The organism is Methanobacterium petrolearium (assembly GCF_017873625.1).
Lineage (GTDB): Archaea > Methanobacteriota > Methanobacteria > Methanobacteriales > Methanobacteriaceae > Methanobacterium > Methanobacterium petrolearium.
Genome location: NZ_JAGGKL010000005.1, coordinates 65,218 through 87,721 on the forward strand (window position 1 = coordinate 65,218; position 22,504 = coordinate 87,721).

The following is a 22,504-nucleotide window of genomic DNA, read 5'->3' on the forward strand; positions in this document are numbered from 1 at the left end:
AAAAAATATGAAAAACATTGCAGTATGTGGACTGGTCTGTCAGGAATGCCAGTTTTTTAATGAAACATGCCAGGGATGTAATGAAGTTAAAGGAAAAACCTTCTGGGCCCAAGAAATAATGCCAAAAAAGGTTTGCCCAATCTTCAATTGTGCGGTTAATGATAAAACCTATAGAAATTGTGGGGAATGTTCCCAGTTACCCTGCAATATATTTAATGAACTGAAAGATCCCAATATTTCTGATGAAGAGCATGAAAGATCTATTTCTGACAGGATAACAAGATTAAAATCTAAATAGAGAGTTAAAAACATGTTTATAACTACTAAAGTATAGGATAATCTTCTAAAAATGTGTTAAAAATGAATAATTCAAACAGAAAAAAAGCGATATCTGTTCTATCAGGAGGTCTGGACTCAACAGTAGCCACTTCCCTCCTGGTGAAAGATTATGATATTCATGCTGTAACCTTTGATTATGGTCAAAGAAGTGTCAAGATGGAAATAAGATCTTCAATGGCTATATGTGAAGAATTAGGCATGGAGCATACGGTTATCAAACTTCCCTGGCTAACCCAGCTGGGTGGTTCTGCACTGACCAGCAAGGATGAAATTCCCAAACTTGAAGCAGATCAACTGGATGATAAAGAAGTTTGTGATGAAACTGCCCGGAAAGTATGGGTTCCTGGTAGGAATGTGGTGTTCACAGCCATTGCATTATCTTTTGCCGAGGCAGAAGACGCAGAGAAGATCATAGTTGGATGGGATCTGGAAGAAGCAGCAACCTTTCCCGATAATTCTAAAGAATTCTTAGATGCTTTCAACAATGTTCTGGAAATTGGTTCACTGGATGATGTGCAGATAGAAGCCCCTCTTATCAGGATGCACAAAGAAAACATTGTAAAATTAGGTGATAAGATAGGAGCACCAATGCAACTCAGCTACTCATGTTACATGGGTGGAGAAGAACATTGTGGCTGGTGTGAATCATGCATGAGGCGTAAAAGAGCCTTCAAATCTGCAAATGTAGAGGATAAAACCCAATATCGGGATAAGTGACTTTCAGGGTGGGTGGATTTGAATTCACTCATGGTTTAAATATTTCAAATAATATTCATCTTTTCCAGAGGAACTTCTCTTAATTTCCAGTTTATTACCTTGTTTAAGCCCTTCCCACCTTATAAAGTAATGTTCATGGGGTAAATCCGGTCCCCTACAGGTGCATGGATAGGACTCAACCCTAACTTCATGTGCTGATTCCTTTTCTTTAAGTACGAAATCTTCTCCTAATTGGGGGAAAAATGATAATTTATTTTTTAAAATGAATATAAAATTATTATCTGCTTCTTTTGATGATATTCTCCTTGAATAACTATTTTTTGAACCCATGGAAATCCCCTTACTAATGTATTGTTTTTTAATAAATAAATTTCCAATAAATTTAATTCAATTTATAAATTTAAGAATCCTTTTGCATTTTCTCCCAATATTAATTCTTTACTTTTCTGAGGTATTGGAAGATTTTTTATATGTTCTATGTCATTTTTAGGGTCAACCCAGGGATAATCAGAACCAAACATCACTCTTTCAGGACCTATAGTTCTGATCAAGTCAGCAGCTTCCTCATCATCTAAGGTGGTAGGGGAGTTGATGTGTGAAATGGCAATAGCAGTGTCAAACATCACCTGAGGATATTTATCAGCTATTTCAACTGTCTGATCCCAAAATCCATTACCCAGATGAGCCAGGACCAGTTTCAACTCTGGAAAGTCTTCCAGTACAGGTAGCCATCTATTGGGCTCTCCATAGGTAGAATTAGTGTCTATATTCATCCCAGAATGAGCAGTTATCGGTAGATCATGATCTGTTAACCATTGGTAAACTGGCCACATCAGTTCATCGTCAGGAGCGAATTTTTGGGCCACAGGATGTATTTTCACTCCCTTCATATCCCATTTGAGTTTATGTTCCAGTTCCTCCAATGGTTTTCGACCGGTCATGGTGGGGCTTACTGAGATAAATGGGATGAACATGGGATATTTAGCTGGCCTGTTTTTACCTGGTCGAGTTATGGCCACTGTCCAGAAGTTATTGTTTTTAAGCTGGTTATCCGGAGCGAAACTAACCATAATTGCCTTATCTATCCCCGCATTTTTCATGTCTTTCAAATAATCATCTGGTGTGCCGTAACTGTAATAATCCACACCATGTTTCTCTTTAATCATTTCTACAACCATTTTTCCAACTTTTTCTGTTGGATGCAGGTGTATGTGGGAGTCAATGATCATAATAAATCTCCATAATAATACGTAGCCAAGTAGCATGATTTTAGCTACACTAATTGCCTAATTTTACCTAATTTCATATAAGGTTCAATTTAAGGTGAATATTCATATCCGCATTCATTACATGCATATTTATACCATACAACACGTCCATCGCATTTTGGACATTTAAATCTCTTATTTTGTTCTTTAATCCAGTTTTTTACACCCTTTTCATTAATTTCTTTAAGGTTATCGTATATTTCATGGCGATATTTGAATCTGGCCTCGCCAGGATGAGAATTTTTCAACTTCTTTTCTAGTAATTGGCAGGGAAATTCATCACATTCAATACAAAAGTTAAGATTTTTTTCTTCAAAACAACAATTCCTAATTTTGCATTTCCACTTACTTTTCCTACGCTGCTGGTGATCCTCAGAACCGCAGCCTAAACAGCTTTTCGCATAAGAGGGACATGCTCCACAAAAAACTCCGCAAGGGGATGTTTCATCCGGTATTCTACCCATAATCAAACCTTCCACAAATTTCAATTATTTGTTTCATGTGATAATACATTTAAACCTTTGAATCCAACAGATATCCCATTCCAAAGGTTATTATTGGTATCATGAGGTAAGTGATGCCCACATCCATCATATAGTTTTTTAAAGTCATTTGCATAGGATTGGGAGGTAAAAACATTACCAAATCGATAGCTATACTAATCACAAACCAGATAACTCCGATCATAACTCCTTCCTTTGTGTAACCGGTTTCTAAGTTTTTTAGATATAAATATGCCAAGGCCACCACGATAACAGTAAGAGTTACCGGCATAATAGATTCAAATAGTGGGTTTCCTGCAGTTTTCAATGGGTAGATGAAAAATGATACCACAAATGGCACCAGCCACACTAACAATCCGAAAAAGATCATTTTCAAGTATTTGTTCATGTTCAAAACCACTAATTTACAAATATTTCCTTAATAATTCCAAATATTTTCTCAATCTATTTCATAAACATCTCTAAAAGAAAAAATAGAATGTTTATAGATTAAATCTACTTTTTAATCACTGGGAACGATTCTTCGGTTAGTAATTCATTTTCTGGTGTTTCATTGGGGTCTGAGAGGTAAGTTTCCATGAGTGGGCCTACAATTTCATATCCATTTTTGTAGGCATATTGTGCCAGGGCACCTATTGCAGTTCCACATTCACTGTAAGGACCTTTATATATGGTTGATAGGACCATTTGCTCAGGAACTGTTTTGATTTTAACTTTTCCCTCTTCTTCTGCTTCCCCTGCAAATGGGATTGCTATTTCATACATCAGCTCTTCTACTGGTACTTCCTGGGGGCTGTTGAAGAATATTCCATATGGAGGACCCATCATCTGCAGTCCTTTAGCCATTATGAACCCCACAACTTCACCCATGAGAACAGGAATTTCATCAAAGGGCCCTTTATAGGTTATGTATGCAACCTGCATTTTTCCAAGTTTCTTTTCGACTATTTCCATTTTTCCACCTTCTAAAGATTTTCTTCCCTTTTAATTTTTTCAATGAATTCAGTTACCCATTCCCTCTCTGTTTTGAGAGTTGCCAAGGGCCTGCTAAAAAGTGCCACAACGTAATAAGGTGTGTTTAGTTCTTCCTGCATTTTTACCGAGCTTTCCAGGAATTTAATCCTACCTTCAGCTGATTCTAGATAATTTTCCAGGCATTCAATGATTTTTTGCGGTTCTAAATAGTTAAGGTAAGCCAGTCCCAGATCAAAAGGGTTAATTAACTTTTTATTCCATGAAAGCAGGTCAACAATCTTTTCTTTCAGAGTCTTCCTCCCCAGATCAGTGATGGTGAACACCTTACGAGAAGGCTTTCCTTCCACTCTTTCTAGCTTTGATGTGACCAGTTCCTTTTTTTCTAACTTTTTTAAAACATAATAAATGGATGAAAATCCTATCTGGGTCCAGTTACGCATACCCCATCCTTCAATGGTCTTTTCCAGTTGGTAACCGTACTGTGGTTCTTCATATAACATGCCCAGTATGGCTACCTCTAAATCTGATATTCTAGGCATATAATATTCTATATTTATAATAATATAAAAAGGTTCTGATTAACTAAATACATTAATAACGGTAAAACAATGCAAGTGAATTCTACTTATTCCAGAATATATAATGCCTTAATTTTCCAATACACTAAGTAATCTTTTTATTGAACCCAGAAATGCATTCAAGATAATCTTTTTCACAATAAATAATAAAAAATAGAATAAATAACAAAAAGATTTTATCTAAGAATGGTATAGATAGGAATGGAGATAACAATGATTGAACTATTATTATTCCTCATCATGCTTTTTATTGTAGCCATAATCTCTTTAAAAATTGATAAACTACCAATTAGTCCGCAGATGATATTTATTTTCGCTGGAATCTTATCAGGATGGTTTTTTACAGGTTATGTGGATATTAAAGAACCACCCATTTCCACAACATTATTTTTAATAGCAGAAATAGCCCTGGTGTTGGTTTTATTCACCGATGCATCCAGAGTTCCCTTAAAAGATCTTAGAACCAATAACTTACCTCCAAGACTCCTTAGTATTGGACTTATATTAACCATAATTCTGGGGGTCGTGCTTGCAACTTTAATATTTACTGATTTAACTTTTTGGGAAGCAGCAATAATTGGCGTGGTTTTGGCTCCTACCGACGCTGCCTTAGGACAGATAGTGGTGAAAAATAAGGGAATACCACTTAAAATCCGTGAAGCACTGGAAATTGAGAGTGGATTAAATGATGGGTTGGTTGTACCCTTTTTACTGGTTTTCATTAGCATTGGCATGGCCGCAGAAACATTTTCTCCTACTGGTTACTTCATTAAAGTTGCACTGGAACAGATAGGATTAGGAGTACTTGCAGGTCTTGTTGTTGGACTTTTAGGGTCCTGGCTGGTTATAAAATCACGAGACAAAAGCTGGATAACTTCTGAATATCAGAGAATAGCTTTTTTGGTTCTGGCTATAATCTCATTTATTGTGGCTGATGAAATGGGTGGCAGTGGTTTTATTGCAGCGTTTGTTGGTGGTCTGGCAGCAGGATACATTACTCAGGATGCAGGTAAAGTTTTAATGGATTTTGCAGAAACAGAAGGGCAATTTTTAAATTTAACTGTCTTTTTCATTTTAGGCATAGTTATTGTCGGTTTACTGCCACATATCACCTGGCAGGTAATTCTTTATGTAATTTTAAGTTTAACTGTTATCCGCATGTTACCGGTGGCTATATCTTTAATCGGGACTAAAATAAATTGGGATACAGCATTGTTCATGGGATGGTTTGGTCCCAGAGGATTAGCATCAGTAGTGTTGACTAGTTACGCTCTGGAAAGATTAACCACTTTTCCAGGAAAGGATACTTTTATCTTAGTGGTTTTTATCACAGTACTAGTTAGTGTAGTGGCCCATGGAGTAACAGCTCTGCCGTTATCAAAAATTTATAGCCAAAGAAATCAGTAAATACTATCCCCTTTTTTTACAGGTACATGGTTGTATAAATTATATTCTCATACATAATAGAGAGTATATTTTCATACATAATCTAGATTTGAGGTGCACTGTTTATGAGTATTTTATCTCCAATAGCCATGACCATGTGAAGAGGAACTATAATATCATTTCCAGAACCACCCAAACCTTCTAAAATTCCACCTTTCCCTATGATAAATGCTTCCATGGTTTTGTTCTGGAAATTTACATCTACATCCTTTACTTTACCAATTAAATTTGCATCGATATCCACAACTTCTTTACCAATAATTTTATCTTTTATTCTCATAATACTCATCCCTTTCATCCCTCCATAACTAGATTCAGGGACTAACTTTACATTATCACCAGTTGCACTGATATTTTTGTCAATATATCCTTTTCCGGCATCATATTCATTTTCCACAATGAAATCTTTGTCAAGGTTGTTTAAATCATTTGACACGGTTATAAATCTTTTTTCAAGTTCTAATGCGTAGGGATCACTTTTGGCGGCAAATTCCAATTCTTCTGACAACTGATGGCTATATTCATTTTGAAATGGGTTTGTTTGGTTGGATACATCATTTGTGTCTGTTCCATGGCTTAATTTTTCTTTTATCTGCCCATGCAGTCCAGAAATATTTTTACTATCGCTTGAAAGTTTTTCACTAATTTTTAGACTATTTTGATTTATTTTAGGCATAAAAACTCCTCCAAATGGATTAAATGAACCACAAGTAATTTAAATCATAACGCATTAAACTACTCAAATTTCAAAACCACATCCCCTTTTTCATTATTAAAGGATTTTCACTGACTTGTATAAGTACTAAAAGAATTATTAGAAGAAAAGTCAATATTCGCATATTTTACTCCTTAATAGATCCACCACCCTTAGATCCACCAATTCTTCTTGAACCCTTTAAGAACAATCATCTCTATTAAACGTAGGTTCATGTTTATTTTTTTATTTTTAATCGTAGTTAACAGTTGTCCAATATGAAACACATTACAAAACTTAACCTTGGAAAAATCATAATTTTGAATGCTAGGAATTCAATTTTAGAGGTAACGTTTAGGTAAAAAAATCATTTAAAATCCATTAAAAGATAAATATTTAATGATTCTCTAAAAATAAAAGAGATTAAGATAAATATTTCATTTTTAATAGTTTATAACCATAAGACTCATAAATAAAACCAGAACTATATATATGATTAAGGAGCGAACTGGATGGAGATACCCTTATTAAAAAATGTAGTCATAATAATAGGATTAGCAGTTTTAGTCCTTTTAATATTCCGTAAAATTAGAATCCCTGCGATTTTAGCATTTTTTGTAACAGGTTTATTAGCTGGTCCCCATGGATTGGGTCTGATAAGTTCTCCAGATGAAGTTAGTCTTTTGGCAGATTTGGGAGTGATTTTCCTCCTTTTTACCATAGGAATAGAGTTTTCCCTGGAAAAGTTTTCTCAGATAAAAAGATACGTGGTTATTGGTGGTTCACTGCAGCTTACACTAACCTTAGCTGCGGTATATTTAATCTGTTTAAGTTTAGGTTTTAACTCATCAGAATCTATTTTCATCGGGTTTCTGGTTTCTTTTAGCAGCACTGCCATTGTTTTGCGCCTTCTCCAGGAAAAAGATCAGATGGACAGTATCCATGGGCAGATATCCCTGGGAATCCTAATTTTCCAGGACATTGCCGTTGTTCTGGTAATCCTTTTTACTCCAGTACTAGCCGGCATCAACAATGTAACTGCAACTAACTGGCCCCTGTTAATTGCCATGGGTGCGGGTTTAATTTTATTCACTTTCATCAGTGCTAAATGGATCGTACCTGAACTTTTACATTACGTTGCCCGGTTTAAAAGCAGAGAATTGTTCCTTTTAACTATCATCTTAATATGTTTTGGAATCACCTGGATAACATCAAGTATAGGTTTATCAACGGCATTAGGGGCTTTTTTAGCGGGGTTGATTATTTCCAATACTGATTACAGTCACCAGGCCCTGGGAAATGTTTTACCATTCCAGGATATATTTATGAGTTTCTTTTTTGTTTCCATAGGAATGCTATTGAATCCAAGTTTCATGGCAGAAAACCTGCTTTTGATAATAGCCATTACCCTTGCTGTTCTTATTTTAAAGTCACTTATCACTGGTATCACTGCTGGGCTGTTAGGGTTATCATTCAGGGTCATGATTTTAGTGGGTTTGATATTAAGTCAGATAGGTGAATTTTCTTTCATCTTGGCTGCAACCGGACTCCAACTGGGAATTGTTAATCAAAACTTTTTCCAGATATTTCTAGCAGTTTCCCTTATCACTATGTCGGTAACTCCGTTTATAATGGCCATTGCACCCCTCATATCCAATTTTTCTGATAAATTACCCCTACCTCCCAGAATTAAACACGGATTTTATCCATTTAAAACCCCACCTGAAGAAGTTCTAAGTGACCATCTAGTAATAGTTGGTTTTGGTATAAATGGGAAGAACATGGCTAAAGCCGCTTCAAAAGCACAAATTCCCTATGTGGTTGTTGAAATAAACCCCGAAATCGTGAGAAATGAAAAAGTTCATGGAGAATCCATCTATTTTGGTGATGCTGCCCATGGAACTGTCTTAAAAAATGTTAATATAAGGGAGGCACGGATAATGGTGGTGGCAATTTCAGATCCAATAGGAACCCTTAAAATCCTGGATGTTGCCAAAAAACTCAATCCAAACATCTATATTATCGTCAGAACGCGATACATTAGAGATATGGAAAACTTGTATCAGATGGGTGCTGATGAGATAATACCTGAAGAATTTGAAACTTCAATTGAAATCTTCAGCAGGGTGCTGGATCAGTACGATTTATCAAAAGAACAGATCGATGATTTCATTACGGAAATCCGCTCTGATGGTTACCAGATGTTCAGAACTCTTTCCCAGGACGAATCGGTCACCTGCACACTAAACAATGGTGCAAACACTGAGGTGTTCTCAATACCCGTGGGGAGTGATATGGATGGAGAAGTTCTTACCAAATTTATGGAAAATTATAATGGTGAAGTGTTGGCAGTTGTTAGAAATTCAAAAACATTTAAAGATCCAGATATTAATTTTAAGATCTTAGAAGATGACATGGTTATTATGGCTGGCGAAAAAAGGGAATAATTATTGTAATATTTTCCATGAGTAAACTAATCATAGTTCATTGAAAACCATTTATTTATCTAAATCCTCTCTTTGTATTTTAGTTCCTTAAATTTAATGGTATATCTGGTTCCATTCTCCCTATCCAGCTTTAAAGTTCCATCTAACTGTTTTACCAGACTCATCACCAATTGTAATCCAAGGGTTTCTGTTTTTCCAGGCTCCAGATCCTCAGGTATTCCTATTCCGTTGTCTGAAATAATTAAAACATAACCTTGATTTTTTAATTTAAAAATGGTTTTTATATTTCCCTTTCCATGGTTTGGAAAGGCGTATTTAACGCTATTAGTAATTAATTCGTTTATTATAAGGCCTAAAGGTATGGCTGTATCTATACCAATATTAACATCCTCAATGTCTAGTTCCCAGTTAATAGTTTCCATTTTAATGCCATATGAATAGAATATATCGGAAACAAGATTTTTGAGGTACTCTTTAAAATTTATTTTTGAAAAACTATCTGACTTGTATAGTTTCTCATGGACCATGGCCATACTTTTCACCCGACCCTGACTCTCTTTCAGTACTCCCACAGTTTCATCTAAATCTTCAAACTGTATCTGCAGGTTCAGGAGACTGGAAATGATCTGCATATTGTTCTTTACCCGATGGTGAATTTCTCTAAGTAGAACCTCTTTTTCTTCGAGAGATTCTATTATTCTGTTTTCTGCTTTTTTACGCTTAGTGATATCCTCCAAAAGGAGAGTAATTCCCATAGTTTTATTTCCTTTCTTCAAGAGCGTGTAATGGGCCACCACTATTTTTTCTTCACCATTAACGTTGGTGAAGGCCCATTCAGTTTTAGAAATATCCCTTCCAAACATTACATCTTTAAATGAGGATAAAGCTTCTTTTGTATCAATTTTAATTTTTGGCAGAAGAGTAATCAAGTTTTTTCCAATTAATTCTTCTTTTTTTAAACCTAAAATTTTCAATGCTTTTTGATTGGCTTCCATCACATTTCCCTTATTGTCAAATAATATTATAGCTTCACCAGCAGTATCGATAACTGTCCTGTATTTATTTTCACTTTCTTTTAATTGTTCTTCTGACTTTTTACGATCACTTATATTGGTGATAACTCCAATAAGCCCCTTGAGCGAACCATCATCATTATGTAACCGGTTGGAAGATATTTGACCCCAGAAAACAGATCCATCTTTTCTTTGGTAAAGTCTTTCCTGTGACACATAGTCAATTTCACCATTAAGCAGTGTTAACATACTTTTTTCTGCTTCTTCTCTTACATTGTCACTTGTTAGGTCCAAGTAACTCATACCAATAAGTTCAGAAAGATTAAAGTTGAACATTTCGGCCATGTGTTGATTTGCAAAATCAATAAAACCCTGTTTATCCACCAAAATTATGCCTGATTTAACTGTGTTGAAAATGGCAGCGATTTGCTCTTCACTTTCCTTTAATTTCAATTCAGATCTCTTACGATCAGTGATGTCCATAAACATACCTGAAATCACATTATCTTCTAGACTGGCACTTACCAGCACATTTACTTTTTCACCAGCTTTACCAACAGCTTGAACTTCGCAATCGGTAAATTTACCATTTTTTTCCAGTTCATGGAGAAATTTAAACCTTTTTTCCTGGTTTTCATATAGTTTTATGATATTATTTTTCTTCAATTCATCAGCATTGGCATAATGGAATATTTTAGCCATAGACTCATTGGCAAAAAGTATTTCCCCCTCTAAATTTGTTTTGAAAACCCCCACTAGTGAATTATCAACCAGCTCCCTGTAACTCCTTTCACTTTCTTTGAGAGCATTTTCAGCCTGTTTAAGCTCTTCTACCATGAGTCGGTATTTTTCTTCACTCTTTTTGAGAGATTCTTGGCCTTTTTTAAGGTTAGTAACATCTCGGATAGTTTCAATAGCGCCTTTTATATTTCCTTCTCCATTATAGAGAGTTGCAGCTTTACCCCACAGAATACGTTTTGTTCCCTGAACCAAACCTTTATTTTCACCTAAAAGTCCGTTACCATCCCTTTCTATGAATTTGTATTTTTTTTGTAATTTGGCATTGGATTTGTTCACCAGATCAATCAGTATTGGTCGACGTTCACCATAAAAAGGTAGTGAATATTCGTAGTTTCCTTTTCCAATCATATCCTCTGCTTTAATTCCAGTCATTTCTTCAATGGCCCGATTCCATGAAATAACCACGCCTTTCTCATCAATTACCAGATTGGCGTCAGGTAAAAATTCAATAATATCATTTAAAAGTTGCTGAGACTCTTTTAATTTATCTTCGGCTGTTTTTCTTTGGGTAATATCTGTAGCTATGTGAATAATTTTATCTAGTTTCCCCTTTTTATCGAAAATAGGGGTGCAGGAGACCAGTGCATATCCTCCGAAAGTTTCCATTTCCATTTCAACTGGTTCATTAACACCTTCTTTAATTAACATTTCCAGAGGGCAGTGACTTGGGGCTTCTTTAGAATCAATGTTATGGATAAGTTCAAAACACTGTTTTCCAAGTATTTCATTCTCAGATAAGCCCATATATTCTTGTGAAGCTTTATTAGCAGCTAAAATAAAATGTGATGCATCTAAAATAAGTGCGGGGTGATTAATTGCTTGGAAAAAGTCTTTCCAATTTATATTATTTTCTTCCAACAAAGTACCACCTATTAACTTAAAAATAGTATATATTTTATCTCTTATATTAATTATAACTTCTGAATTAAAATATTACAGAACATAGTAGCCTTATAAAAAGAATAAATCAATTCTTATTAAAGAATAATTTAAATAAATTCGTGTTCTAATTTTTTTATTAAATCTACACTAATCAATGTTGTTTCACAGATATCAGGGTGTGTAAGTTCAGATCTTAATAAAAGAGTTATCATTAAATATTAAACATTCTATGCTTTGTTGTTTAAATCTATGTTCATGGCTAAAGGGGATTGTGTTGAAATTAAGCTTCAAATGTCGGCTGAAAAGCTTGATAAAATAATTAAAATGTTGGAAAAGATGTAAAAGTTTTAAACAGATTATATTTTATTAAAAATTGATATTTGGGTGATTTAGAACTGGATCAAACTTTAAATTCATGGGAAATGATCAACACCCAGCTCAGGGAAGTTTTAGATGATGCCACTGATAAATGGGGTAGTAAGGTTGTTAGGGTAGAAATACAGCGGATAGAACCCCCTAAAGATATAGTAGAGGCTATGTCTAAGCAGATGAAGGCTGAAAGAATGAAAAGGGCTGCTGTATTGGGAGCTGAGTTTATAAACAATCTGAAATTAAGCGAGCTGAGGGTGATAAACAGGCAGCTATTTAGAGGCTGAAGGTAAAGCAGAAGCCATTAAAAAGATAACAATTAATGAATCTCTGTTTAATTAAGCGGTCATGTTTTTAATGGGAATTAGACCTCATACTAATTCAAGTAGAATTTTTAAGCCCAATGAATAAAATCTAAAAAACAGGGTTAGATGTGTACTGAATTGGCATAATTTTGGCATCATTTGGGGAAAACTATTTTTAAAGTGTATTTTAGAGTATAAGGCATGAACTAAGAATTTTCTTCATCCATATTTCTGTCAGATGAACCCCCACTGGACTTATGGATTCTTAAACTGGGGCCATAATCCTAAATATAAGTGAACTCCCTTAAAAAACGAGAATGTTCCTCTTATTATGGTAACACCTGAACTTTTGTGGTGGATGTTGGTCAATAGGAAGATAAATCTTAGGGATAGTAAAATATTATGAAAAATACACGGTAACCACGTTGGTTATAAGCCTTCAGACATCCATTTTTAACTACCTCTGATAAAACCTCCATTCTGAAGGCTTCACCCTCATATTTTATCTATTTTTTTCATTTGAACTTATTCTGTGTTTAAATTGTATATAAAACGAAAATTTTTATATTCCAATTACATATAAATAACGATTAATGGCATCCAAAGCAAAGAATTTGGGTTTAATTATATTATTTGTGTTCCTCTTATTTTTATCATTAGAATCATTAAGCGCCCATCAACCTCGACTTGACACTGGAACTGCTGTTTCTATTGAAAACCCAATTATCGTGGATAACCCGGAAATATCTCAAGCATTTTACGGACAATTAAATGGTGAACCAGTTTATTATCAGATAAAATCTGATAAACCATTTGAATTGTATCTAAATTTGCTGGTACCCACCAGTCCAGGACAAGGGGGTGAATTAGTATCAGCAAAGGTTACAGATTCATCAGGAAACGTGGTAATGTTTTTAAACGGCACTAATTCAACATGGAATCCCTATTTTGAGGAATTTGGGGGAGATTATTATCTTAAAGGTCCGGAAGCCACCCTTGAAATTCCTGCAGGAACCTATATTATTGAGGTATTCAACTCCCAGAACCAGGGAAAATACTCATTAGCCATTGGAAAAATAGAGGCATTTCCTGCCAACGAAGCCATAACTGCTTTGTTTACTTTACCACTCCTTAAAGAAGAATTTTTTGCCAAACCCATTTCCACCCTCTTTTTTGAGTTTGTAGGAATCATTCTTGCACTGGGAAGTCTTACGGTCTTATTCTCCCTCCTGGTGAAGTCCAGAAAGTCTGAGGAAATTACCAAAATCATGCTAAAAGTTTGGGGGATCATAAAGCCAGTTTTATGGTATGGAACAATCATAGCCACTGTAGTATGGTTTTTAGTGATTTACAACGATCCTTTAAATATATTGGGAGTGTTTAACAGTTTAATCCTAATCATAATTCTCATAATGACATGGTTAGTTAGTTCTAAGACATCTAAGGCTAGTTTCGGGAAGCTGCCCATCATATCTCATGGTATCTTAATTATATCGTGGTGGATATTTGCATTCCTGGCAATATCAGTTATTTAATGGTGATTAAATGGATAAATTTGAAAAGTTAACAGAAGAACTGAGTCAATTGAGTGATGAAGAATATGTAAAAAAGATTAAAGAATTAGGAACAGATTGTGTTTGCCCTATCTGCCCCAGCTACAATGACTGTGCCAAGGACAAACAGGAAAATGTATTCTGCATCACCGGGAAAAGTGATGGTTGCATTACCATGGAGATGGGATGTCTATGTCCCACCTGCCCCCTTGCCCAAAAATACGAAATAGGGGTCATGTACAACTTTTACTGCCACCGTGGCACTGAAATAAAACAGAAAAAGGGATAAAATAATGATCAAAGTTTAAAAGATTTACCCTTCATCCATATTCTTTTTGCACATGATTAAAAAAACATATTCGTGACATCATGAGTCTGGAATCTATCTTAATAATATTTGTAGCCAGTGTAGTCGAATTATGGCTGGCAATACCATTAGGATTTGTTATGAAAGTTAACCCAGTACTAATTGCTACTGTATCTGCTGCAGGTGCAATACTATCTGCAGCTTTGGTAACCATAGTAGGGGATAACTTAAGGAACAGACTCCTAAAGTGGAAATATGGGGATGAAAAATCTCTCAAGAAAAGTAGATTGTATAAAATTTGGAATAGATATGGGCCAGTAGGCTTGGGATTGTTATCACCCCTACTTTTTGGTGCACCACTAGGCGCTGCAGTTGGCATTGCTCTGGGAGCTGAAAAAGAACGTCTACTTTTATGGATGAGCATAGGCATTGTTTTGTGGAGCATTGGATTAACCATTGCCGGAGTAATGGGCTTATTAGCCATTGAAAACATGGTTTAATACTATTTAAAAATCTTTAATGATATTTTAAGAATTTAATATTATTTTAAAGTGTTTAATGGTATTTTAAGGATTTAATAATTAATATTATAATGGTCTAAATAATAATACAGTGGTAGCCTCTTGTGGGAAACATTTAATAGATGATTGTGCGAAACATTTAATAGTAGATCAGGCTAACTTTACACTCAGAAGAAGTTAATTAGCTTATGAAACATGAAACGAGGATATTGATTTTATCATAATATCAACCAATCCTAATTAGCGTTGATATTGATGTTTTTAGAAGGTGTTAAATTGGAAAAGATAAGGATAGCGATAATTGGTATAGGCAATTGTGCCAGTTCACTGATCCAGGGTATCTATTACTATGAAAATAAAAAGCCAGATGATGCCATCGGCCTCATGCATTGGGAAATCGGGGGATACGAACCATCTGACATAGATATTGTGGCAGCATTTGACATTGACGCACGTAAAGTAGGTATGGATGTGAACGAAGCCATATATGCACAGCCAAACTGCACTACTATTTTCTGTCCAGATATCAAGCCAAAAGGAGTTAAAGTAGAAATGGGCAGCTTACTAGATGGAGTAGCACCCCACATGGCTGATTATCCGGAAAATCATACTTTTGTTATTTCAAAAGAACCAGAAAAAAATAAAGAAGAAATCGTGAAGATACTACAGGAAACCGGGACAGAAATTCTCTTAAATTACCTACCAGTGGGATCTGAGAAAGCGGTCAGGTTCTATGCAGAATGCGCCCTGGAAGCAGGTTGTGCCTTCATCAACTGCATGCCAGTATTCATAGTCAGTGACGAAAAATGGGCTGCAAAATTCGAAGAAAAAGGAATTCCAATGGTTGGAGATGATATCAAAGCCCAGATCGGCGCCACCATAACCCACCGAACATTGGCTAACCTCTTTAGAGAACGAGGAGTTAAACTGGAACGCACCTATCAACTTAACACTGGAGGAAACACTGATTTTTTAAACATGCTTAACCGCAACAGATTAGACTCTAAAAAAGAATCCAAAACCGAAGCAGTTCAATCAGTGTTGAGTGAAAGACTGGATCCTGAAAACATCCACATCGGACCCTCAGATTACGTACCATGGCAGAAGGATAACAAACTTTGCTTTCTGAGAATGGAGGGTAAAACCTTTGGAGATGTTCCCATGAACATCGAGCTACGGCTCAGTGTGGAAGACTCCCCCAACTCTGCAGGATGTGTGATAGATGCGGTTCGCTGTTGCAAATTAGCCCTGGAAAGAGGTATCGGAGGACAACTCACATCCATCAGTGCCTACACCATGAAACACCCACCTGAACAGTTTACAGATGATGTGGCTGTGGAGATGGTGGAAGAATTTATTGAGGGTGACCGGGAAAGATAAAACATCATCTATTTTTTCCATTAGGCATTCATTCTAATTTTTTTAAAACAAAAGAAAATTTATATCATTCTTTTGTTCCTAAATGTGGATTTTATATTATTTTTTTATTCCTAACTGTAGCTTCACACTCCAACTGGGGTATCTGAGTATAATTACCTTCCTGAAGGTCTTTCCTGACTTTTTCTAAGATTTCATTACGGCTAAGTTTGTTCTGGCTGGCCATCATTTCCTTGCAGAAAAAGTAAGTGAATGCCCCATGCCAGTCTCCATCGATATTGGCATCTGCACTGGTTTGATCAGCACGGCATGCTGCCCATAATACATGTTCACGCATTCCCTTCTCCAGCAAGGCTTTATTCAGTCCCCTCTGCCGTTTACCATCCACTTTTTGGAAGCCTTCCATGGATGGTGGGGGTATGTATCGGGTCTGACGATCCCATATGAGATCTATTGCTTTAAGTCCTGTCCCACTGTGGCAGGTGTCCAGGAAGACCTCTAGAATTACATTTTCTGGGAGTTGTATAAACAGATCTCTAAGCTCATCATCTACAATTATGTGTTCAGGATCCCAGCTATCACCACTTTGAGCTAAATCATAGGGACAAAAAGCTTCATCAACACGATCAGGTTCATCCCCACTTAGATCTGGTACTTGAGTACCATGACTGGACATACTAAATACCACATGATCATATCTGCCTGATTTAGCCCCATCCACCATTTTTTCAAGATCTTTTATTATCCGGGTTTTAGTTGCCTCTGAATCTATGAGTTTTAATACTTCCTGGGCCTGAAATCCCAACAAATCCTTTAACATTTTTTCCATATCATTGGCATCATTCACACAACCCCTTAATGCAGCTGAAGGGAAATTTTTGAAATTGTTTATCCCAACACATAGTGCTATTTTACCGGTCATAATGATTCACCTGGCATTCATTTTGTTACTAAATCTATATCAGTAATATAAAATAATGTTCATTATTCTACAATGATACATATTCTTTGCCATTAAAGACTTATTAAACTATTATTCTCAATTTATTTATTAAAAAATTATTAATTTAGTTTAAAATCGATAATTATCTAAATTTAAATTTAATTATCAGTTTATCTTTGACATTAGATATATTAATTTCATACTTATTAATATTATACATTAAACTTAGCATCTGGATTACAATCAACAAATACCGGGATATTTTAAAATTTTTATCGGCATTGCCTTTGCTTAAGGGTAATGATATAAGGAAGTTCACCCTATCTATATAAGGAAATTAATTATTCTATTTATGACAAGTTTATACAATGTGTGAGGGTCACCATGACAAAGATAAGGCTAATTGAAACCGCTTACCGAGATGCGCATCAGTCACTCCTGGCCACAAGGATGAGAACAAGAGATATGTTGCCCATTGCCGAAGAAATGGATAAGGTGGGCTATTTCTCTCTGGAATCCTGGGGAGGGGCCACCTTTGACAGTTGCATCCGCTACTTGAATGAAGATCCCTGGGAAAGACTACGCAGCCTCAAAGAAGCAGTGAAAAAGACTCCTCTGCAGATGCTCCTCAGAGGACAGAACCTGGTGGGTTACAAGCACTACCCTGATGATGTGGTCAGAGAATTTGTGGAAAAGGCTTATACCAATGGGGTGGATGTTTTCAGAATATTCGATGCATTAAATGACATTAGGAACATGGAACTATCCATAAAAGTAGCTAAAGAACAGGATGCTCATGTGCAGGCCACCATCAGCTACACCACTAGCCCTTATCATACTCTGGAAAAATATGTGGAACTTGCCAAGGAACTGGAAGCATTAGAATGTGATTCATTGGCCATAAAAGACATGGCAGGACTCATCTCTCCACATGATACCTATGAATTAGTCAAAGTTCTTAAAGAGGAAACTAACCTTCTAATTAACCTGCATTGCCACTGTACTAGTGGTATGACTCCTATGAGTTATTATGCTGCCTGTCAAGCAGGTGTTGACTTGTTGGACACTGCTATTTCGCCATTAGCATGGGGTGCATCCCAACCCCCAACTGAAAGTGTGGTGGCGGCCCTTAAAGAAACCCCTTATGATACTGGGCTGGATTTGAAGCTATTAACTCAGATCAAGAAATATTTCGAGGAAATCCGAAAAAAATACAGTGGCATATTAGACCCGATTACAGAAAGGGTGGATACGGATGTGCTGCTCTACCAGATACCGGGAGGAATGCTTTCTAATTTTGTTTCCCAGTTAAAGCAGCAAAATGCCCTGGACCGTTACGAAGATGTGCTGGCCGAGGTGCCAAGGGTCAGGAAAGACCTGGGTTACCCGCCATTGGTGACACCCACCAGCCAGATTGTGGGTATTCAGGCGGTGATGAACGTCCTGGGAGGAGAAAGATACAAAAATCCCTCTAAAGAAGTTAAAGATTATGTGAAAGGATTCTATGGAAGGCCACCTGCCCCTATTAACCCAGAAATTGCCCATAAAATCATTGGAGATGAGGAACCCATAACTTGCCGTCCAGCAGATCTTTTGGAACCAGAACTGGACAAATTCCGAAAAGAGGGAGAAGAAATGGGCATCATCAAAAAAGAAGAAGATCTTTTAACCTACGCTCTTTATCCTGCTGTGGCACCCAAATTTTTGAGGGGAGAAGTAGAAGAAGAACCACTAACACCACCTAAAACTGAAACACCTGCTGAAGAAACTGCTTCCATACCAACTGAATACCAGGTGGATGTGGACGGGGAAAGTTTCCAGGTAAAAGTGGTCCCAACAGGTTATCTAGAAATAGAACCTGCTGAAGGAAATAAACCTTTAGGTCCGGTGGAAGGTGGGGTAACCGCTACCATGCAGGGAATGATCCTCAAACTTAAAGTTACAGAGGGGGATAATGTCAAAGAAGGAGATGTGGTTGCTGTTCTGGAAGCCATGAAGATGGAAAATGATATTCATGCCCCAGAATCAGGCACTGTTCAGGAGATCTTCGTGGAAGAAGGAGATACTGTAGGTGCAGATGACACCATAATGGTTATAAAATAACACCTCCCACCTTTTTTTATGGAAGCTAAGAAAGCTGGAACAATTTGTAACTTCGGTTAGGATAGTTTGTGAGTTCTGTTATTACGGCAAAATCATCACAGCCAGTTAAGGCAAAAACCAAAACCAAAACATGATTTCAGCTGATTATTTTGTATTTAAACATTATCCAAATAGCATTCAAGACAATGATACACCATCAGATCACTGATACATCTAAAATAATATTCAAAAACCATTTCGTACATCTGTAACAAATAAATTTGTCTTTAGATCTTCCCATTTATATCATACGTTACTCAAATTATAAAATTTTTGCACACATTAATCGGTATGAAAGTTCTTTAAATTCAATTCTCTAATCAATTAAGATGTTTAAATTGATTGTACATTTATTTACTTTTTATATTCGATAATAAGCATAGTAATATCATCAAATTGCTCTTCGTCACCCATAAATACATCAATTTCTCCTTTAACATAGGTTAACTGCTCACTGAGATTTAAACCTTTTTTATTATTCATGGTTTCTAGCAAACGAGAATCTCCAAATAGTTCATCACTGCTATTAGTGGCTTCAGTAACCCCATCAGTATACAAATAAATTCTATCACCAGTTTTTAGTGTGATCTCCTTTTGATGGTACTCCACATTTTTCATACCTGCTAGAACAAACCCTGGCTTTGCTTTCAACCAGCCATACTCATCTCTACCATATTTTATCAAAGGAGGATTATGTCCAGCATTTACATAGGTGAAGATACCAGTATCAATCTCTAAAACGCCCATGAATGCAGTAACAAACATGTTTTCATCATTTCCTTCATATAGCTGATTATTAACTGTTGTGAAGACTTCTGCAGCACTCTTTCCAAGTTGAGTCTGGTTTTTAATCAGAGTCTTGGTAATCACCATAAATAAGGCAGCGGGCACACCTTTTCCAGAAACATCGGCAATTATTATTGCCAGATGATTATCATCAACCAGGAAGAAATCGTAAAAATCACCACCCACCTCCTTGGCTGGTAGGGCCATGGCATAAATATCGAATTCATTTCTCTCAGGGAAAGGTGGAAATTTCCGGGGTAACATGTCTTCCTGTATCTTTTTGGCAACATTTAACTCGGTATTTATCCTTTCTTTTTCTGTGGTGACTTGTTTCAAGTTTTTTACATAAATTTCCAAATCCCTGACCATTTTTTGGAAAGAATTAGCCAGAATTCCCACTTCACTTTCCTTGGTTATGTACTGTTCACATTCAGATATAATCTCACTACTATTGGTTATATCCTCAGAATCACCAACATAATTCTTTACAATATCTGATATGGATTCTATGGGAGTTGTGATATTTTTTTCTATATACCATAAAAATCCTATGGCAGATACATAAAAAATCGTGAGTATGATGGTAATATTCAGGTAAACAGACTCCCAGAATAGGATTTCAGCCCCTTCTATTCCAGTGATGGTTAAAATAGATCTGATTCCAGTTACAATGGCAATAATTGCACCGGTAATTATGAAAATTACAATTAACTTTTCTGTTAAAGAAATCTTTATCTCACTTGTTTTTTCTTTGATCTGTTTAGTCACTGGCTTTAAAAGATATAAAAAAATCAAAGAATAAGATATGGCTCCTGCGGCAAATGCCCAGATATCAGGATCGCTAAATGCAGAATACACCGTATTTGCCACAGCAATTATAATGGCACTTATCGCTATAACGTCAAAGATTTTGGGTGAAACTAGAGGTTTTTTAACTATTTTTGGTTTATACATTCTAATTCCATAGATGTTGGCTGCAATGATAATCAGAGATCCCAGCATTATAGAAAAATCGAAGTTATTAACTGCATATATGAGTGTGGTTAAAGAAACCAGATCATATGATCCTGTTGAATCCATTAAAAACCCTAATAAACCGGCCATGATAATGGCATTGATGAACATGATTACCACAAATTTAATTAAATTTTTCACAGTGTCTAATCGGGGTGAACTGATCTTTTCCCCAATATCCAGTGTGTACCATAATTTGTAGGGAATGTAACCATAGAAAAATTGTATAAAAAGGGTTGTAACGTAAGTTTCAGGGGGGTAACCAGCCAATATATTGGATGTTAAATTTCCCAGTGCTACTCCGGCTGCTCCCCAAGGACCGAACATCAAACCTAGGGTAGGGGGTAAGGCACTGCCTGGACCTAACTCCAACACAGGTATTACTGGAATGAAGATATTAGAAACAAATTCGATTATGAAGATGGTGACACTGCAAAGCAGTAACCGCACCACATTGAATTTGAGGCTACTGCTTGAACAATTTCTTTCATTCATTTCCATCTTCACCACTTACATTTATTTTAATTTATTTTAAGGGTTAAAATCATCTAAACCATAAAAAATCTCTTTAAACTAATTTTTTTAAATAAATCTTCTTAAATTATGAGATATTCATTAAAACTTAAAGATTATCTCAAACTTAAAAGTTCACCCTGAATTTAAAATCTTTTTAATGGTCAAAACATTTTTATTATCATGAAATTTATATCCTAGGGAATCCACGTTTTTCTTAATCAAATGAATCCCTAACCCTCCAATTTCTTTTTCTTCTGTTTTCTGGGAAAAATCAGGATCTTCATTTTCTAATGGATTGAAAGGAACTCCAGAATCTGTAAACTCTACTATAATTTGTAAAGGATCCTCTTCAATACAGGAGGTAATGGTAACGGCTCCTTCCTCTCCAACATATGCATATCTGGCAATATTTACATAAATTTCTTCAATGGCAAGTTCCAATTGGAATAGTGTCTTTCCACTGATATTCAAACCATTTAACTGATTATTAATAAAATTCAGCACATTTGGCAGGTTTTCTATTTTGGCGGTTATGGTTATTGTATTCATAAACACCCCCTTAACCCTTATTTTAACTTTTTTTTGTAAAAGTGGATTATTTGATGGTTTCAATGGTAAATAATTAATTATATGATTGGATTATTCAATGGTCAAAATATCTATAAATCCAGTGGTTTCAAAGACTTCCATAACAAAATCATTGACGTTTCTAATGATCATACTACCCTGTTTATTCATTGTTTTCTGGGTGGCAAGAATCAACCTCAGCCCGGCACTGGAAATATACTTCAATTTGCCAAAATCAAGTATCAATGTTTTTACTTGTGGAATATCTTTTTTTAGTTCTTTTTCTAAAACCGGTGCTGTGCTGGTATCCAGTCTGCCTTCTAATCTGATAATCAGTTTATCTTCTTCTGATATTTTATCGATGTTCATGGTTTAACCCCGGAATGACATATAACTTAAATATAATCATTAATATTTTAATTTTATTATTAATATGATTAA

22 protein-coding genes are annotated in these 22,504 nt (G+C 35.8%); 10 read left to right on the forward strand and 12 right to left on the reverse strand.

Annotated elements, in window-relative coordinates:
- The first annotated feature begins 7 nt into the window (after window positions 1-7).
- Complete coding sequence (locus J2743_RS05795) at window positions 8-298, forward strand: DUF3795 domain-containing protein (protein WP_209625632.1); 291 nt, start codon at window positions 8-10, stop codon at window positions 296-298.
- A 62-nt stretch (window positions 299-360) separates the two neighbouring features.
- Complete coding sequence (gene queC, locus J2743_RS05800; RefSeq protein ID WP_209625633.1) at window positions 361-1,056, forward strand: 7-cyano-7-deazaguanine synthase QueC; 696 nt, start codon at window positions 361-363, stop codon at window positions 1,054-1,056.
- Between the two features lie 24 nt (window positions 1,057-1,080).
- On the opposite strand, the gene J2743_RS05805 is transcribed toward queC, so the two are convergent.
- From J2743_RS05805 to J2743_RS05830, 6 genes are all read right to left on the reverse strand, one after another.
- A complete protein-coding gene (locus J2743_RS05805; protein ID WP_209625634.1) occupies window positions 1,081-1,386 on the reverse strand; it encodes a hypothetical protein in 306 nt (101 codons plus the stop codon).
- A gap of 62 nt (window positions 1,387-1,448) precedes the next feature.
- Complete coding sequence (locus tag J2743_RS05810) at window positions 1,449-2,285, reverse strand: amidohydrolase family protein (RefSeq protein ID WP_209625635.1); 837 nt, start codon at window positions 2,283-2,285, stop codon at window positions 1,449-1,451.
- A gap of 89 nt (window positions 2,286-2,374) precedes the next feature.
- Entirely contained in the window at window positions 2,375-2,788 is a 414-nt protein-coding gene (locus J2743_RS05815; protein WP_209625636.1) for a DUF3795 domain-containing protein, read from the reverse strand.
- Window positions 2,789-2,837: 49 nt separating this feature from the next.
- Window positions 2,838-3,215: a hypothetical protein gene (locus tag J2743_RS05820; protein ID WP_209625637.1), complete on the reverse strand. Its 378-nt coding sequence runs from the start codon at window positions 3,213-3,215 to the stop codon at window positions 2,838-2,840.
- A 107-nt stretch (window positions 3,216-3,322) separates the two neighbouring features.
- Complete coding sequence (locus J2743_RS05825; protein WP_209625638.1) at window positions 3,323-3,781, reverse strand: GyrI-like domain-containing protein; 459 nt, start codon at window positions 3,779-3,781, stop codon at window positions 3,323-3,325.
- Window positions 3,782-3,792: 11 nt separating this feature from the next.
- Complete coding sequence (locus tag J2743_RS05830; RefSeq protein WP_209625639.1) at window positions 3,793-4,341, reverse strand: PadR family transcriptional regulator; 549 nt, start codon at window positions 4,339-4,341, stop codon at window positions 3,793-3,795.
- A 252-nt stretch (window positions 4,342-4,593) separates the two neighbouring features.
- On the opposite strand from J2743_RS05830, the gene J2743_RS05835 reads away from it, so the two are divergent.
- Window positions 4,594-5,787: a cation:proton antiporter gene (locus J2743_RS05835; protein ID WP_209625640.1), complete on the forward strand. Its 1,194-nt coding sequence runs from the start codon at window positions 4,594-4,596 to the stop codon at window positions 5,785-5,787.
- An 82-nt stretch (window positions 5,788-5,869) separates the two neighbouring features.
- On the opposite strand, the gene J2743_RS12235 is transcribed toward J2743_RS05835, so the two are convergent.
- A complete protein-coding gene (locus J2743_RS12235; protein ID WP_342451634.1) occupies window positions 5,870-6,502 on the reverse strand; it encodes a PRC-barrel domain-containing protein in 633 nt (210 codons plus the stop codon).
- A 530-nt stretch (window positions 6,503-7,032) separates the two neighbouring features.
- Between J2743_RS12235 and J2743_RS05845 the strand changes: the two genes are divergently transcribed.
- Window positions 7,033-8,967 carry a cation:proton antiporter gene (locus J2743_RS05845; RefSeq protein WP_209625641.1) on the forward strand — a complete coding sequence of 645 codons (1,935 nt, stop codon included), beginning with the start codon at window positions 7,033-7,035 and terminating at the stop codon, window positions 8,965-8,967.
- Between the two features lie 59 nt (window positions 8,968-9,026).
- Here the strand turns inward: J2743_RS05845 and J2743_RS05850 are convergent, their stop codons facing one another.
- On the reverse strand, window positions 9,027-11,639 hold the full coding sequence (locus J2743_RS05850; RefSeq protein WP_209625642.1) for a PAS domain S-box protein: 2,613 nt from the start codon (window positions 11,637-11,639) through the stop codon (window positions 9,027-9,029).
- 446 nt (window positions 11,640-12,085) lie between these two features.
- Between J2743_RS05850 and J2743_RS05855 the strand changes: the two genes are divergently transcribed.
- From J2743_RS05855 to J2743_RS05875, 5 genes are all read left to right on the forward strand, one after another.
- Window positions 12,086-12,319: an SPFH domain-containing protein gene (locus tag J2743_RS05855; RefSeq protein WP_245248087.1), complete on the forward strand. Its 234-nt coding sequence runs from the start codon at window positions 12,086-12,088 to the stop codon at window positions 12,317-12,319.
- Between the two features lie 611 nt (window positions 12,320-12,930).
- Window positions 12,931-13,872 (forward strand): hypothetical protein, encoded by a 942-nt coding sequence (locus J2743_RS05860; protein ID WP_209625643.1) that lies wholly within the window; start codon window positions 12,931-12,933, stop codon window positions 13,870-13,872.
- Between the two features lie 10 nt (window positions 13,873-13,882).
- Window positions 13,883-14,179 (forward strand): DUF2769 domain-containing protein, encoded by a 297-nt coding sequence (locus J2743_RS05865; protein WP_209625644.1) that lies wholly within the window; start codon window positions 13,883-13,885, stop codon window positions 14,177-14,179.
- Window positions 14,180-14,259: 80 nt separating this feature from the next.
- Window positions 14,260-14,697, forward strand: a complete 438-nt coding sequence (locus J2743_RS05870; protein ID WP_209625645.1) for a small multi-drug export protein — start codon at window positions 14,260-14,262, stop codon at window positions 14,695-14,697.
- Between the two features lie 297 nt (window positions 14,698-14,994).
- Window positions 14,995-16,098 (forward strand): inositol-3-phosphate synthase, encoded by a 1,104-nt coding sequence (locus J2743_RS05875; RefSeq protein WP_209625646.1) that lies wholly within the window; start codon window positions 14,995-14,997, stop codon window positions 16,096-16,098.
- Between the two features lie 91 nt (window positions 16,099-16,189).
- Here the strand turns inward: J2743_RS05875 and J2743_RS05880 are convergent, their stop codons facing one another.
- The gene (locus J2743_RS05880) at window positions 16,190-17,017 is read right to left on the reverse strand and encodes a caspase family protein (protein ID WP_209625647.1); all 828 of its coding nucleotides are present in this window, start codon (window positions 17,015-17,017) and stop codon (window positions 16,190-16,192) included.
- Window positions 17,018-17,422: 405 nt separating this feature from the next.
- Here J2743_RS05880 and oadA point away from each other — a divergent pair, with 405 nt between their 5' ends.
- Window positions 17,423-19,141 carry a sodium-extruding oxaloacetate decarboxylase subunit alpha gene (gene oadA, locus J2743_RS05885; protein WP_209625648.1) on the forward strand — a complete coding sequence of 573 codons (1,719 nt, stop codon included), beginning with the start codon at window positions 17,423-17,425 and terminating at the stop codon, window positions 19,139-19,141.
- Window positions 19,142-19,534: 393 nt separating this feature from the next.
- Here the strand turns inward: oadA and J2743_RS05890 are convergent, their stop codons facing one another.
- The 3 genes from J2743_RS05890 to J2743_RS05900 form a co-directional block, all read right to left on the reverse strand.
- A complete protein-coding gene (locus J2743_RS05890) occupies window positions 19,535-21,475 on the reverse strand; it encodes a SpoIIE family protein phosphatase (protein ID WP_209625649.1) in 1,941 nt (646 codons plus the stop codon).
- A gap of 153 nt (window positions 21,476-21,628) precedes the next feature.
- Window positions 21,629-22,045, reverse strand: a complete 417-nt coding sequence (locus tag J2743_RS05895) for an ATP-binding protein (protein WP_209625650.1) — start codon at window positions 22,043-22,045, stop codon at window positions 21,629-21,631.
- A 90-nt stretch (window positions 22,046-22,135) separates the two neighbouring features.
- Window positions 22,136-22,432 (reverse strand): STAS domain-containing protein, encoded by a 297-nt coding sequence (locus J2743_RS05900; protein ID WP_209625651.1) that lies wholly within the window; start codon window positions 22,430-22,432, stop codon window positions 22,136-22,138.
- Between the last annotated feature and the right edge of the window lie 72 nt (window positions 22,433-22,504).

Bases quoted from the DNA above. Each gene is read 5' to 3' on its own strand.
- J2743_RS05795 (WP_209625632.1), top strand. From the start codon at position 8: ATGAAAAACATTGCAGTATGTGGACTGGTCTGTCAGGAATGCCAGTTT.
- queC (WP_209625633.1), top strand. From the start codon at position 361: ATGAATAATTCAAACAGAAAAAAAGCGATATCTGTTCTATCAGGAGGT.
- J2743_RS05805 (WP_209625634.1), bottom strand. From the start codon at position 1,386: ATGGGTTCAAAAAATAGTTATTCAAGGAGAATATCATCAAAAGAAGCA.
- J2743_RS05810 (WP_209625635.1), bottom strand. From the start codon at position 2,285: ATGATCATTGACTCCCACATACACCTGCATCCAACAGAAAAAGTTGGA.
- J2743_RS05815 (WP_209625636.1), bottom strand. From the start codon at position 2,788: ATGGGTAGAATACCGGATGAAACATCCCCTTGCGGAGTTTTTTGTGGA.
- J2743_RS05820 (WP_209625637.1), bottom strand. From the start codon at position 3,215: ATGAACAAATACTTGAAAATGATCTTTTTCGGATTGTTAGTGTGGCTG.
- J2743_RS05825 (WP_209625638.1), bottom strand. From the start codon at position 3,781: ATGGAAATAGTCGAAAAGAAACTTGGAAAAATGCAGGTTGCATACATA.
- J2743_RS05830 (WP_209625639.1), bottom strand. From the start codon at position 4,341: ATGCCTAGAATATCAGATTTAGAGGTAGCCATACTGGGCATGTTATAT.
- J2743_RS05835 (WP_209625640.1), top strand. From the start codon at position 4,594: ATGATTGAACTATTATTATTCCTCATCATGCTTTTTATTGTAGCCATA.
- J2743_RS12235 (WP_342451634.1), bottom strand. From the start codon at position 6,502: ATGCCTAAAATAAATCAAAATAGTCTAAAAATTAGTGAAAAACTTTCA.
- J2743_RS05845 (WP_209625641.1), top strand. From the start codon at position 7,033: ATGGAGATACCCTTATTAAAAAATGTAGTCATAATAATAGGATTAGCA.
- J2743_RS05855 (WP_245248087.1), top strand. From the start codon at position 12,086: ATGATCAACACCCAGCTCAGGGAAGTTTTAGATGATGCCACTGATAAA.
- J2743_RS05860 (WP_209625643.1), top strand. From the start codon at position 12,931: ATGGCATCCAAAGCAAAGAATTTGGGTTTAATTATATTATTTGTGTTC.
- J2743_RS05865 (WP_209625644.1), top strand. From the start codon at position 13,883: ATGGATAAATTTGAAAAGTTAACAGAAGAACTGAGTCAATTGAGTGAT.
- J2743_RS05870 (WP_209625645.1), top strand. From the start codon at position 14,260: ATGAGTCTGGAATCTATCTTAATAATATTTGTAGCCAGTGTAGTCGAA.
- J2743_RS05880 (WP_209625647.1), bottom strand. From the start codon at position 17,017: ATGACCGGTAAAATAGCACTATGTGTTGGGATAAACAATTTCAAAAAT.
- oadA (WP_209625648.1), top strand. From the start codon at position 17,423: ATGACAAAGATAAGGCTAATTGAAACCGCTTACCGAGATGCGCATCAG.
- J2743_RS05890 (WP_209625649.1), bottom strand. From the start codon at position 21,475: ATGAATGAAAGAAATTGTTCAAGCAGTAGCCTCAAATTCAATGTGGTG.
- J2743_RS05895 (WP_209625650.1), bottom strand. From the start codon at position 22,045: ATGAATACAATAACCATAACCGCCAAAATAGAAAACCTGCCAAATGTG.
- J2743_RS05900 (WP_209625651.1), bottom strand. From the start codon at position 22,432: ATGAACATCGATAAAATATCAGAAGAAGATAAACTGATTATCAGATTA.